Source organism: Pseudomonas sp. CCI1.1, from assembly GCF_034348165.1.
Taxonomy (GTDB): domain Bacteria; phylum Pseudomonadota; class Gammaproteobacteria; order Pseudomonadales; family Pseudomonadaceae; genus Aquipseudomonas; species Aquipseudomonas paracarnis.
Map to the genome: position 1 here is coordinate 5,585,411 of NZ_CP133780.1, position 13,793 is coordinate 5,599,203.

Genomic DNA, 13,793 nt, shown 5'->3' on the forward strand with positions numbered 1-13,793 from the left:
AGCGCGCGGTGGATCATCACAGGAATCGTGAACATGAACTCCAAGTGCTGTTGCACAGGTTGGTCCTTCCTGGCCGGCCTGGCGGCAAGCGTACTTGCATTGCCGAGCTTCGCTAGCGCATTGACATTCGATGAAGCGCTGCGTCTGGCCGAAAACAATGCACCATCGTTGACCGCACAAGACGCCAAAATTCAAGCAGCCACTAGCGCGGCCATTCCCGCCGGCGAACTACCCGATCCCAAGCTACTGCTGGGCGTGCAGAACTACCCCATTGGTGGACCCGACAGATGGAGCATCGACCAGGACTTCATGACCATGCAAGTGGTCGGGATTAGGCAGGAGATGCCCAACAGCGACAAGCGCAAAGCACGTATCGAGGTCGCGGATGCGGCTGTTGATCGAGCGTCAGCCGAGCGTCGAGTGGCGCGTCTGAACGTCCGACAGTCCACGGCATTAGCCTGGATCAGAAGCTACTCGGTTGAGCGTAAAGATGCGTTGTTCCAGGACTTCTACAAAGAAAACCGTCTTCTGACCGATACCGTCAGAGCTCAGATTGCGGGTGGCCGAGCCCAACCCGCCGATGCGGTGACACCTAAACAGGAAGCTGCTCAACTGGCTGAGCAGCAGGATGATTTAGTTCGTCAACGTGCACAGGCCCGGGCCGCCCTCAAGCGCTGGATTGGCCCTGCCGCCGATGACAAACCGGTAGGCGGTTTGCCTGATTGGCCTATTGAGACCTCAGGTTACTCCCATAAGCTGCAACATCACCCCGAATTAGCGGCTTTTGTGCCGATGACCCGTGAAGCACAAGCCAAGATCCGTGAAGCTGAGGCGGAAAAGCAGTCTGACTGGAGCTGGGAATTCGATTATCAGCACCGAGGCCAACAATTCGGTGACATGGTCAGCGTGCAGTTTTCATGGGATCTCCCGCTGTTCCCTAACTCTCGGCAAAACCCCAAGATTGCGGCCAAGCACGCCGAACTAAACCAGCTTGAGGCTGAGCGCGAAGCCCTGTCACGCGAGCATACCCAGCAACTGGAGGATGAGTTGGCTGACTACGAGCGCCTCAATCGTGCAGTCAGCCGTAATCAGGAAAGCTTGTTGCCGTTGGCTAAAGAAAAGGTCGAACTCACGATGGCCAGCTACCGCTCCGGCAAGGGTGATTTGAACTCGGTTGTTGCCGCCCGACGCGAACTCATCGAAGCCCGTCTCAAGCAGGTTGACGTTGAAGAGCAACGTGCCCTGACCAGCGCTCGCCTGTATTTCTCTTACGGGGAGTCCGCTCAATGATTTTTAAATTATGGAAAGGGACTTTAATCATCGGCATCTCGATTGCCTTGGGTGTTGCCGGGGGTTACTGGTTAGCCCAACCGCGAATGAGCGGAGTAGCTGGTGTCGTACCGGATCATGAACCCAAAGCCTCTGCCGATCGAAAAGTTCTGTATTGGTATGATCCCATGTACCCACAACAGAAATTCGATAAACCGGGTAAGTCACCCTTCATGGACATGCAGATGATCCCTCAATACGCAGATACCAAGGGGGACAGCGCTGCCATTCGAATTGATCCAAGCCTGACTCAGAACCTTGGTGTGCGACTGGCTAGTGTCAGTCGAGGCGTATTTGCCTCGACACTGAACGTGGTAGGTGTGCTGGCCTTCAACGAACGGGACGTTGCAGTCATTCAGGCCCGTACAGCGGGTTTTGTCGAGCGTGTGTATGCCCACGCACCTGGTGATGTGCTGAAAGCGAATGCCGCCTTGGCAGATATCTTGGTGCCGGAGTGGGCAGCTGCTCAGGAGGAATTTCTCGCCCTCAAGCGTAGTGGCGATGCTGGCTTGCTGACAGCGGCCCGGCAGCGACTGCGGCTAACCGGAATGCCACTTACGTTAATTGCTCAAGTTGAGCGCACTGGCAAAGTTCAATCGAACCTGACGCTGACCAGCCCTATTGGTGGTGTGCTTCAAGAGCTGAGTGTGCGTGAAGGTATGACGGTGGCCGCAGGCGAGACGTTGGCTCGTGTTAATGGTTTGAGCAGTGTCTGGCTGGCCGTGGCTGTACCAGAGGCGGAAGCTGGGTCAATCGTAGTAGGGCAAGCAGCTGAAGCGCGTTTATCCGCATTCCCTGGAGTTGTGCTCAAGGGCGTCGTCAGTGCGATTCTTCCGGAAACCAGTTCGGACAGTCGCACACTTCGCGTTCGAGTTGAGTTACCCAATCCAGATGGCCGACTCAGACCAGGTTTGACCGCACAGGTAAGCCTCAATCGTTCAACGGAGCAAAGTGTTCTGTGGGTGCCGAGCGAGGCCGTCATTCGTACCGGTCGACGTGCGTTGGTCATGCTCTCTGAAGACGCTGGTCGATATCGCCCGGTGGAGGTGCAGCTAGGCCAGGATAACGATGGCAAGACGGCGATATTGAAAGGCTTGGAAGAGGGGCAGAAAGTGGTGACCTCTGGCCAGTTCCTGCTCGACTCGGAGGCCAGTCTCAAGGGCGTTGTCGCAAGCTCATTGGACGTTTCGCCATCTACTATGCCCGTTGGCGCTTTGCATGAGGCCGATGGTCAGATCGTTGAGATCAACGACAAAGAAGTCACGCTCGCCCACGGTCCCTTCAAGACATTGGGTATGCCAGGCATGACGATGACTTTCCCTCTCGCCACTCCTGCTCTGATGAAGGGCCTAAAAACGGGCGACAAGGTTCGGATCGCTGTTAGCCAGACGGACGATGGTCTGCGTGTTGAACGTCTGGAACGCTCTGGGGGCCAGCCATGATTGCGGCCCTTATTCGCTGGTCGGTGGCCAACCGCTTTCTTGTGTTGCTGGCGACGCTGTTCGTCACGGCATGGGGGATCTGGGCGGTTCAAAGTACGCCCATCGATGCATTGCCAGACCTGTCGGATGTTCAGGTAATTATCCGTACACCTTACCCAGGCCAAGCCCCACAGATCGTCGAAAACCAGGTGACCTATCCACTGGCAACCACCATGCTCTCGGTACCTGGGGCCAAGACTGTGCGCGGTTACTCCTTCTTTGGCGACAGCTTCGTTTATGTGCTGTTCGAAGACGGAACTGACTTGTACTGGGCCCGCTCGCGGGTGTTGGAATACCTGAGCCAGATACAAAGCCGCCTACCAGCCAGTGCTAAGCCAGCCTTAGGACCTGATGCCACTGGCGTTGGCTGGATTTTCCAGTACGCGTTGGTTGATCGCAGCGGTGGGCACGATCTGGCGCAACTGCGAGCCCTACAGGACTGGTTTCTCAAATTCGAGCTCAAGACGCTGCCGAACGTTGCGGAAGTTGCCACCGTAGGTGGCATGGTCAAACAGTATCAGGTCCAGCTCGATCCGCTAAAGTTGGCGAACTTGGGTATCACGCAGTCTGAGGTGACCGAGGCGATCGGCAAAGCCAATCAGGAAACCGGTGGAGCCGTGCTGGAAATGGCGGAGACAGAGTTCATCGTACGAGCTTCCGGCTACCTAAAGACGCTCAATGACTTTCGCGCCATCCCGCTCAAACTGGGCGCGGGCAGTGTGCCGGTCACGTTGGGCGATGTTGCCACGATTCAGTTAGGGCCTGAGATGCGTCGAGGCATTACCGAACTCGACGGTGAAGGTGAGACCGTCGGCGGCGTGGTGATTCTGCGCAGCGGGAAGAATGCTCGTGAAACCATTGCGGCGGTCAAAACCAAACTCGACGAGCTGAAAAGCAGTCTGCCGGCGGGGGTTGAAATCGTCACCACCTACGACCGCAGCAAGTTGATTGATCGTGCCGTGGAAAACCTCAGCCACAAGCTGATCGAAGAGTTCATCGTCGTCGCGTTGGTCTGCGGAATCTTTCTCTGGCACCTGCGTTCATCTCTGGTGGCAATCATTTCCCTGCCGGTTGGGGTGCTGATCGCCTTCATCGTGATGCGCTATCAGGGTATCAACGCCAACATCATGTCCCTTGGCGGGATTGCCATCGCCATCGGCGCTATGGTCGACGCTGCCGTGGTGATGATTGAAAATGCCCACAAGAAGGTCGAGGCTTGGCACGTGGCCAATCCTGGGGAGGAACTGAAAGGTGAACGTCATTGGCACGTGATGACTGAAGCGGCTGCCGAGGTAGGACCTGCATTGTTCTTCTGTCTGCTGATCATCACCCTGTCGTTCATTCCGGTGTTCACGCTGGAGGCTCAGGAAGGACGTCTATTCGGTCCATTGGCGTTCACCAAAACCTACGCTATGGCCGCAGCGGCTGGACTGTCGGTAACTCTCGTACCGGTGTTGATGGGGTATTGGATTCGTGGACGAATTCCCAATGAGCAGCAGAATCCGCTAAATCGCTGGTTGATCCGGATCTACGAACCCGCTCTGGACGCCGTATTACATCGACCTAAAATAACGCTGCTGGTTGCGTTGCTAGTCTTTGTCAGCGCGTTGTGGCCGATCTCTCGTCTGGGTGGTGAGTTTCTTCCCCCGCTGGACGAAGGGGACCTGCTCTATATGCCATCAGCTCTGCCTGGATTATCGGCGCAGAAGGCCGCGCAACTGCTTCAACAGACTGACCGTCTGATAAAGACAGTTCCAGAGGTCGAACACGTTTTCGGCAAAGCCGGCCGCGCTGAAACCGCGACTGACCCAGCACCTTTGGAAATGTTCGAAACCACCATCCAATTCAAACCACACGAACAGTGGCGCCCAGGCATGACCCAGGAAAAGCTCGTTGAGGAGCTAGACCAAGCGGTGCGTGTCCCAGGATTGACCAACATCTGGATACCGCCGATTCGTAACCGCATCGACATGCTGGCCACTGGCATAAAAAGCCCTATTGGTGTGAAGGTTGCCGGTACCAACCTGACGGAGATCGATGCCGTCACCCAAGCCATCGAACGTGTTGCCAAGGATGTCTCAGGTGTGAGTTCAGCGTTGGCCGAACGACTGACCGGTGGCCGCTATATTGATGTGGATATCGATCGTAAAGCTGCGGCCCGCTATGGGTTAAATATTGCCGATGTGCAATCGATCGTGGCCGGCGCAATCGGCGGTGAAAACGTCGGGGAGACGATTGAAGGGTTGGCTCGTTTCCCAATTAACGTACGTTACCCTCGTGAGTGGCGGGATTCACTCGGCGCTCTGGAGCAGTTACCTATCTATACCCCTCTAGGCAGCCAGATCACTCTTGGCACCGTTGCGAAGATCAAGGTCAGCGATGGTCCGCCGATGCTTAAGAGTGAGAACGCCCGACCTTCAGGCTGGGTGTATATCGACGTGCGGGGACGGGATATTGCTTCGGTAGTCGCCGATCTACGACGGGTCGTCAGCGAGCAGGTTAAGTTGCAGCCTGGTATGAGCCTGAGCTACGCAGGACAGTTCGAATTTCTCGAAAGGGCCAACGCACGACTCAAGCTGGTGGTGCCTGCCACGCTGTTGATCATCTTCGTGCTGCTTTATTTAACCTTTGCTCGCTTCGATGAGGCCTTGCTGATCATGGCCACTCTGCCATTCGCACTGACTGGTGGGGTATGGTTTCTCTATCTATTGGGATTCAACCTGTCGGTCGCCACTGGTGTCGGCTTTATCGCTTTGGCCGGTGTTTCTGCCGAATTTGGCGTAATTATGCTGCTTTATCTGAAGAACGCCTGGGCTGAGCGTGAAGACCTCGGCGATAGGACCGAGCACGGGCTGATGGCCGCGATTCGTGAAGGCGCTGTCCAGCGCGTTCGGCCCAAAGCCATGACTGTGGCTGTCATCATTGCTGGCTTGTTACCCATTTTGCTGGGCAGCGGGACCGGCAGCGAGGTGATGAGCCGAATTGCGGCACCCATGGTTGGAGGCATGATTACCGCGCCCTTGCTGTCGCTGTTTGTCATTCCGGCAGCCTATCGACTGATGCGTCGCCGGCACCTCTCAGTTGAGCCCATCAATCCTCAAGAAAAAGTCGTATGAAACTGACCCTGATTGCAGTTGCAAACACCGTATTTGCGCTGTCTCTTTCGGCCCACGCGTAGGACATGCCGGGCATGAAAATGTATGAATGGAATGCAAGCTCATTTAATGACAATGGCTAAGTGATTTAACGTTCGACTTTTGCAGAGCGTCGCAGCTCTTTTTTTGAGCCAGCCAATCACGAGCTGATAATAACAATACCCCGTCAGCTGGTCCCTCAAGCTTTACGGAGCTGCCAGTCGTGTTGTCTTTAATTATCACAGTAGGAGTTGCCGTAATGCCCGCTTTGAGGGCCTCCTCGACCTGTTGGCCAACATGCCGGGCGATCACTTTGTCGGTAGCTGCACAGGACAATAAGTCCTGGTAAGTAACATCAACGACGTTCAGATGCCCATTGAAACCCTCACCGTTGCTACGGGTCCGGTCAAAAATCTGGTCAATGGCTTGCCAGAAGGCAGGTGCGCCACCAAGCGCCCCCGCACATTCAGCGAGCTTGGCTTCGTGTAATGCGGTCGGACCGTGCACATCCAGTGGCAGATGATGCCACTGCAGGTTTACATCCTTCTGCTGCTGTATCCAGGTTTTCAACGCAGGTGTGTACGTCTTGCAGTAGGGGCACTCCAGATCCGCGAACTCAGTCACAGTCCAGCGTGCTTTGGAAGGACCAAACAACCACGGGCCTGTGTTGTGCGGGGATGGTATCTCACTTCGAGTGAGGGCTAAGCAGGCCATCGATGTGCCTGCCAAAACGCACCCCAGCATCAACCAATATTTGCGAAGGCCTATCATGCCCGAGCCTCTGCTGGCTTCGATGAAAGCAGCGCTTGTTTACGAAGGGCCTCAAGAAGAGCGTTCTCAGCATTCTCGGGTTGTGGGTGCTGTAGCAGCCAATTGGCTAACACCGCGTGAAGTTGGGACTCGATGTCACGACGATCCACCGCACGAACCAAAACCTGTTGCAGTTGCTCTATCAAAACGGGGGCACACACCTCAAGGGTTTGAAGGGCGTCTTCACCCGGTTGTTCAAGCAGCTGGGTCAGACTTTCTATAAGGTTCTGGGTCAGGGAATTCAATGCTCTCATGCTTGGCGCTCCAAGGCCGTGACTTGCTCGGGGAAAGTAATGATGTGAGGTTCGATACCGCGATAGCGGTCAAGCGTTGCAGCAACTTCAATGGCCGCATCCAGCTCGCTGCAGCCTTTGGCTTGCATGATGTCGAAGCGTTGCTTTTTCTCTTCCGGCTCGGTCATGGCCAGGGCCAGATACAAACTCGGTGGTACCGCCCGGAATAACATTTCCATGCTTTTGGACAACACGACGCCCTCGGTGAATTTGCCGCTTTCTTTACGCGCTGACAGCATCATCGACTTCTGTGCAGGAGTCAGTTCACGAAACCGCGCGATCTTCTCCACCTCATCAGGCGGCATGTTTAAGCACATCCACCACTCGATCATGTTGAGCAGGGCTGAGGCCTCTGGCGGCACGTCGTCAACGTTCTGGGTGGCCATCCAGAACCAGGCGCCGAGCTTTCGCCACATTTTGGTAATCTTGACGGAGTAGGGGGATAGGAGTGGGACCTTCAACTGGATGTGGCCTTCGTCGGTGAAGCAGATCAGCGGACGGCCTTTAAACTGGTCACGCTCGGCAATGTTGTTGACCGTGTTGAGCAGGGAAATATAAGCGATGGCCATCTGTGCGCTATAGCCTTCTCGCGCATAGGTGGCAAGGTCGACAATGGTAATGTCCGCTTCTGGCCATGGGGTGCCAGGACGGTTGAACATGTCGCCTTCGGTGCCCATACAGAACATGGACAAGGCTTCCGCCATCTCCAAGAATCGTGAGCTTCGGGCGTCTGGAATACCGGGCTCGAGTCCCATTTCTCGCAGCGCTTCACGGATATCTTCCGGCAGAACGATACGTTGCTCCGTCACGCATTTTTTCGCTGCATTCAGTATGCATTGGCGGATGGCGCTACGGTCGGCACGAGTAAGACGGGCATCCTCTTTTTCTTCACCACCGGTGATCATCAGCCTGGCCGCAATTTCCATCTCGCCCAGGATGTCGCGTTGTTCATCCTCGGTCTGGCTAGTCAGATGTTCGTCCGACGCCTCAAGATCATCAGCTTGGATAATCTTCACGTTTTGGCTGGGTTCGATGAGCTTCACGGCATCAGCGAATGGCGCGAGGCTGACACCCGATCCAGGTGCAAGTCGAACCCGGTTTACCGTCAAACCCAACTTTTTGGCGAAATCACCGAGTAAGCCGAAGCTGTTGCCAGCCTCCACAATGAATAGACGTGGCCGATAGATGGCGATGATTTGGCTAAGGATGTTTGTCGCGCTGGCCGATTTACCTGAACCCGTAGGCCCGAAAATGAACAAATGCGCGTTCATCTGCCGGTCCAGCTTGTTCAGCGGGTCGAAGGTTATCGGCGCTCCCCCACGGTTAAACAGGGTAATACCCGGGTGCCCGGTTCCGGTCGACCTACCCCAGACGGGGGCCAGGTTCGCAATGTGTTGGGCGAACATCAGTTGTGCGTACCACTCCAGTGCTTTGCGCGCATTGGGGTCGAAGTTGCCGGGTAGCCATCTAAGGTAGGAGTTCAGCGGTGCCACTTCATCCCGAGGTTCCACCGGCTCCATGCCCGCACCCAGCAATGCGCTGCTGAGTTGCAAACTGCGTTCGTGCAGCTGGGCATCATCTTTACCCCGCAGGTAAAACGCTACGCTACCTCTGTACAGCTTGTGCTTGCGCCCGAGCAACTGACGGGCGGTGGCGACGTCTTCGCGTGTCAGGATCGAGGCCTGAGTGTCTCCAACTGCCTTGCGTGAAAGCTGTTCCAGATGCCCTTCGAGAATGTCCTGCGGGGTGATCACGAGAGTGATACAGAGAATGGTGTCCTCTGGCATTTTGTCGAACAGTGCGTTGAGCGCATCACCGCCCTTTCGGGTTTCACCGGTTAAGTGCCCGGTCTTGGGAGCATCCCTCAAGCGGTCAAGCATCACCACCTGATGGGGAAGGCCGTCGAAATACCACAGACCTTTCTCTATATCTGACAGTGGTTCGCGATAAAACAGGTTTTGCGAGAAGTCAGTGCCGCTGGCGAGCGGCAGCTCGCCCTCTGCAGCACCAGGTGCTTGCTTGCACACCAATTCGTAGAAGCGGCGAATATCTGCATCGGCAGGGCCAAGATGATCGGGACGTGGATTGAACCAATGAATCAGCCAATGGCGAATGGCGTGGCCATCCATGCGATGGGTTTTAATGCCGGCGTTCGCCAAGCCGCCCACCAAGCGATCGCAGATGATTTTCAGGTAAGGACCTGGTGCCTGGCCTCGCACATCCGCTTGCGCGCCTTGGGTACGGCGGTAGACAACAACACGGACGCGGCGCTGTTGGCCCCTCCAGGGCAGTTGGCTGACCTTGGTGTCTTCAAACAGCCCGCCTGGTTTGGAGATGGATTCCAGGTGTTGCTTCATCAGCTTCAAATAAAGCTCGGTGAATGCACTGCCTTGTGCGCGTGGTTGAACGTAGTCATGCAGTTGCTGAAGGTAATCGTCCCAGCTGGTTTCGTCCTGGGCATAGAGCTGAACCACCCAGGGTGAGGTTTCAAGCTCGTCGAAGGAGTCCTGGAGGGCGTTTTCCAGGGCGTCGCGGGCCTTGCGTAACCATTCGGGATCCCGACCTTCAGTACCAATCGGTGTCAGCTCAAAAAAGGCAGCACGAGACACGCCGTCTTCCAATAGCATGGCTTTTTCTGCAGGCAGGTAATCTACCCACGGCAGTAGGTCTACGAAGGAGGGGTTGACGTGGTATAGACGGTCAGCATCAGCGGTTGTGGCTGGCTTTTTCTTTGGGTTACGCCAATCGCTCGGCGAGGGAATACCCATGGCAGCAAGGCGTTCGTAGTAACGCTCTGTAGCAGCCTCAAACGTCTCGGTTGCTGGTCCCTGCACATCGTCAGATAACGGCGAACCTGGTGTTACGCCAGGTTCCACACGCTCTGTCGCCCGTCGCGTTTTGAATCGTTCAAAAAAACCCATCAATATGCCTCCGTGCGTTCGCCAGGCATGGCGTATTGCACCCGCTGATACAGCGGAAACACCGTGGTGTAGCCTGGGATCGGTGCCGGGTCTGAACCCGCTAAATGAGGAAAGACGTACATCACCAGGTCGGGATTGGGTAGGCGTTTAAATTGGCTGTAGATCTCGTTTTGTGCGGTACGTGTGAACATGGTGTTGTCTGTTTCCCTCGTCTCCAGAGGCCGACGAAGATCTTGGCGTGCATCGAGCAATTGGCGGCTGCTCGAGCTGCTTGAGCCGCTGGAGCCTTGATCCCAAACGTCCATCATTGTGCGGTCCCCATGGGGGAGCAATTCGTCTTTGTTGGTGGAACAGGCCGAGGCGAGTAGGGCGATGGCCAGGTATGCACCTAGTTTTAAGCCATGATTAGTCAAGCGCAGTCGAAACATGACGGGCTCCTGAGCGATAGTTGACCTTGCGGCCATTGAGTTCGTAATCGATGGTCAGTTGCTGGTCCAGGTGCACAGCTATCTTTGCCCCGGGTTGTACATACACCGCTGCGAAGGCTTGCCCGTAGAGTTTGTTGACCCAGCTGGAGACGTCATTGACGCCCTGGCCAATAATTTTGCCCATGGCTTCACTGCCCGAGCCGCCGACAGAACCGATGGTCCCGGACTGAGGGTTTATAAAAGAGCCGCTGTTTCCATCTGACTTGATGAGGGAGGCAGCACCTGCGCCGGCGGCGGTAATCAGTACCTGCGAGCCAATGTATTGCGAGGCGTTGCTTTTGCGGTCGCCACTGATACAAGGAATGCCATAGGCATCGCTTATCCAGCCCAGGCCACCCTGAATGGTGGTTTGGTTGCCATTGTTCTGATTGTTACTATTTTGACTGCTATTCGTTTCTTCCTGAGGTTGTGGCAGCGTGCGCACAGTGCCGTCATTGAAGACGAACGTCAGGCTTTTGATCTGACCGCGTACGCAAGACAGGGTCCAATCGCCGGAAGCCGTTCCGCTGGCCACCGCGCCGGCGACGTCGGGCAAGTCGATGCCGTTGGCCGTGAGATTGTCCGGCCCGATCAATACCTTGAACGGGTAGGGGTCGTTGACAGTGCCGTCAATGGGCACCCGGCCGATCAGCGCGGACATGGCCACCGAACCCATCAATGTCGAGTTCTGCGGCAAGGTGTAGACCTTGCGCACCTGTTTGCGGGCCTCCTGTGGCGAGATTTCATTCGCAACACTTTGAGCGCCCGTGCGCAGTGCATTTTGTCCTCGGTCCACGGACTCGCCAAAAGAGGTCGGGAAGTTGAAGCCGCTTGCCGTTTGATTTGTCCCTGCAGCGATGGGCTTGCCGTTGACATCGACCGGCGTTGCGTCCTGCGGCTCTATCCAAACAACGTCCGCGCCAGGTCCGCCTTTGAAGCCTTGACCGTCACCTGGCTGAACGCCGAAGCCGATCGGCAAATCAGATCCAGACTCATTGCCACTGCCCGATTTGCTGCTCAGGGTATTGTACTGCTGCTGCAGTGTGTCCAAGAGGGTTTGGCTCTGTTGTTGCGCCTCCTGCTTCATCGTTTGCTGAACGTTCTGCAGTTTGTTATCGACGTTGAGGTCGATGTTCTGCAGGCGTTTTTGCAGCTCGATGTTCTGTTGCTTTAGTTCGTCATTGTTCTTCAAAGCATTGGAGACTTGGTCCTTGAGTTGTCTGCTTTCCACGACAATGGTGCGCAATGTGTCGCTGGGTGTATCTCCGTCAACCCCAAGCTTTTTAGCCTCCTTCGTACTAAGTACAACCGTTTCCGGCGCATGAACCTGTTGGTCGGCACTTTCGCGATTGAATAATTTGACCACTACGTATATCGCCAGGATCGCGAACGGTATGACCAGGTATTTAACAAGTGGATTACTCTTCACGACGGCCTCCCTTCGGATCGATCTGGCTGATGGCGGCCGGCAATAACGATTCGGCTAGACCATGACCACGGGTCACCAAGTAGACCGTCGAGGTGTCGCTGGAATCACCTTTGGCGCCAAGGTAGGGATGCTGAAAAGTCGCGGTGACAAAGTCACCCATCAGGTCACGCGGATCCAATGTGAGGTTTTGGGCGCTTGTGTTACGTAGCTTCACCGCCGTGACCCAATACTCGTCTAACCGCCACGACCCCAACGCAGAGGCTTCGACCGGCAATATCGGCATTAGGGTGGTGAGGTCCAAACCGCGCTTCAGATTGATCTGAGCAATCCCCTCCACGGGCTCAACGGTGCGTAGGGGCGCGTAAAGCATCTGTGCGGCATAGCGCGTCATGACCACCGGAAGAGGGGTCTCACGACGCGGTTTCGGCGCGTCCTCATCCTCCTCGGCTTGAGCGCTGGCTTGGGCCGTGGAAGAAGTTGAATGGTTGCTTGTAGGTTTGGCGTTGACTTGGCCGTAACGCGGGGCGGGACTGTCCCCGGCTACAATTTTAGCCGGCTCGGATGCGACCTGATTTGGTTTCCCTACCGTTGCGATGATATCCACGAGCATGATCTCACCGGAGTTCATGTTCTGCAGCTGTAAGCGAGTCGGTTCAATCGGCTCTTTCGCCAACAGGTAGAGGGCACCACCGGTGCTCTGCACGCGCAGTTTGTCGACGAGGTTACGAGGCAGACCCACCCGTACGTTTTGGTCCACAAAGACAATACGCTCCTGACCCACGATCAAGGGCAGTGCTATAGGGATACGATCCCAGCGCAGGATTTCGACGGCGTTGGCCAACCCGCAGAAGTGAAGGGCTACGAGCCCGATGATCAGTAGGCGGCGTGTCATCATTTGCCTCCTGCTCTGGTCGTTTCTGCGGAGACTTCGATGCGTTGTGGATTACTGCTATAACAGTCCCAGGCCAAGCCGAATGGGTTTTTTTCGGGATCGACGTCGAATCGGATAATTCTTAACGGATAGCGAGCAAATGCCCGCTTTACGCGCTCCCCGCCGTAGTGCTCGTCAGCGGTGATGTCCAGGTTGACGGTCCAGTCATTGATGCTGTGCTGTTCAATATGTTGCTCAGACTTATCGTCGATGCCTCTGCCTGGAATTTCAAATACACCCCGCTCACGTTTGCGCAGTTCCCCGCTATTGCGGCGTAGCTCGAAATCTTTCTGCAAGTAGGCTTTGCAGCTGGGAGTCAGGTAGCTTTCCAAGCGGGTAATGTTGTCCTCGTAGTCGGTTTCACCGTCAACGGGCCAACGGTTCATCTGCTGAAAAATGTACAGACCGAAGGCGTATACCGACTCCGGTGGAATATCCCACCACTTACGGGTGCTACCTGAACGTAGATCTGGAGGTACATGAACAGTTAGGTCACGCGGTGCGCTCTGCCAGCCATAAGCCATGTACAGACCCAGGGCAATGAGAAAACCAATGACCATGCGCAGGCTGTTAATGTGGGCCAGTTGGGCGTCTACTTTTTTACGGTAAGTCATTGAACCTCCGTTCGATGACAGGTCCACGCACCTGTACGAGTAATCAGCAGGGCTTTATTCCAGGTAGGAAAGAACCGCGCGATGTTCAATTGCATCTGGCGGTATAGCCATGTATCAGGTCGGCCGCGTTTCCACCGACGCAAGAAACGACTGGCAAGAAACAGCCCTAGGACAGCACAGAGCATGGCGGCGCCGATGATAAGTGCCCAAATCTGGGTCAATATCGCGGCCGGAATACCGATAACCAGCCCTGCGCCGGTGCTCAACGCCAAGGTGGCCCACATTTCGTCAGCGGTAAGGCCGCCCATGATGACTGGCTGATTGTTCAATCGCACAGGGAGGAAAATCAGGGTCCCATCGTCTGAGAGTTCTGTCATGGCCACG

11 protein-coding genes are annotated in these 13,793 nt (G+C 55.7%); 3 read left to right on the plus strand and 8 right to left on the minus strand.

The window, feature by feature from the left end:
• Window positions 1–33: 33 nt before the first annotated feature.
• Genes RHM69_RS25230 through RHM69_RS25240 form a run of 3 tightly spaced genes read left to right on the plus strand, consistent with a single transcriptional unit; the run spans window position 34 to window position 5,926 of the window.
• Window positions 34–1,290, plus strand: a complete 1,257-nt coding sequence (locus RHM69_RS25230; protein ID WP_008437421.1) for a TolC family protein — start codon at window positions 34–36, stop codon at window positions 1,288–1,290.
• Window positions 1,287–2,771, plus strand: a complete 1,485-nt coding sequence (locus RHM69_RS25235; protein WP_008437420.1) for an efflux RND transporter periplasmic adaptor subunit — start codon at window positions 1,287–1,289, stop codon at window positions 2,769–2,771. Before RHM69_RS25230 ends, RHM69_RS25235 begins: the two co-directional genes overlap by 4 nt.
• Entirely contained in the window at window positions 2,768–5,926 is a 3,159-nt protein-coding gene (locus RHM69_RS25240) for an efflux RND transporter permease subunit (protein ID WP_008437418.1), read from the plus strand. The genes RHM69_RS25235 and RHM69_RS25240 overlap by 4 nt, the downstream gene beginning before the upstream one ends.
• 105 nt (window positions 5,927–6,031) lie before the next feature.
• On the opposite strand, the gene RHM69_RS25245 is transcribed toward RHM69_RS25240, so the two are convergent.
• The 8 genes from RHM69_RS25245 to RHM69_RS25280 are packed head-to-tail and all read right to left on the minus strand — an operon-like array spanning window position 6,032 to window position 13,786.
• Window positions 6,032–6,715, minus strand: a complete 684-nt coding sequence (locus RHM69_RS25245; RefSeq protein WP_008437415.1) for a DsbA family protein — start codon at window positions 6,713–6,715, stop codon at window positions 6,032–6,034.
• Window positions 6,712–7,008, minus strand: coding sequence for a hypothetical protein (locus tag RHM69_RS25250; protein WP_008437414.1), 297 nt, complete (start codon window positions 7,006–7,008; stop codon window positions 6,712–6,714). Before RHM69_RS25250 ends, RHM69_RS25245 begins: the two co-directional genes overlap by 4 nt.
• Complete coding sequence (locus tag RHM69_RS25255; RefSeq protein ID WP_024073351.1) at window positions 7,005–9,968, minus strand: conjugative transfer ATPase; 2,964 nt, start codon at window positions 9,966–9,968, stop codon at window positions 7,005–7,007. The genes RHM69_RS25250 and RHM69_RS25255 overlap by 4 nt, the downstream gene beginning before the upstream one ends.
• Window positions 9,968–10,396 carry a TIGR03751 family conjugal transfer lipoprotein gene (locus tag RHM69_RS25260; RefSeq protein ID WP_008437412.1) on the minus strand — a complete coding sequence of 143 codons (429 nt, stop codon included), beginning with the start codon at window positions 10,394–10,396 and terminating at the stop codon, window positions 9,968–9,970. The genes RHM69_RS25255 and RHM69_RS25260 overlap by 1 nt, the downstream gene beginning before the upstream one ends.
• Window positions 10,374–11,864, minus strand: a complete 1,491-nt coding sequence (locus tag RHM69_RS25265) for a TIGR03752 family integrating conjugative element protein (RefSeq protein ID WP_024073352.1) — start codon at window positions 11,862–11,864, stop codon at window positions 10,374–10,376. Before RHM69_RS25265 ends, RHM69_RS25260 begins: the two co-directional genes overlap by 23 nt.
• The gene (locus RHM69_RS25270) at window positions 11,854–12,756 is read right to left on the minus strand and encodes a TIGR03749 family integrating conjugative element protein (protein ID WP_008437410.1); all 903 of its coding nucleotides are present in this window, start codon (window positions 12,754–12,756) and stop codon (window positions 11,854–11,856) included. The genes RHM69_RS25265 and RHM69_RS25270 overlap by 11 nt, the downstream gene beginning before the upstream one ends.
• Window positions 12,756–13,409 (minus strand): PFL_4703 family integrating conjugative element protein, encoded by a 654-nt coding sequence (locus RHM69_RS25275; RefSeq protein WP_020302977.1) that lies wholly within the window; start codon window positions 13,407–13,409, stop codon window positions 12,756–12,758. The genes RHM69_RS25270 and RHM69_RS25275 overlap by 1 nt, the downstream gene beginning before the upstream one ends.
• Window positions 13,406–13,786 (minus strand): TIGR03750 family conjugal transfer protein, encoded by a 381-nt coding sequence (locus tag RHM69_RS25280; protein ID WP_008437403.1) that lies wholly within the window; start codon window positions 13,784–13,786, stop codon window positions 13,406–13,408. The genes RHM69_RS25275 and RHM69_RS25280 overlap by 4 nt, the downstream gene beginning before the upstream one ends.
• Window positions 13,787–13,793 lie beyond the last annotated feature (7 nt).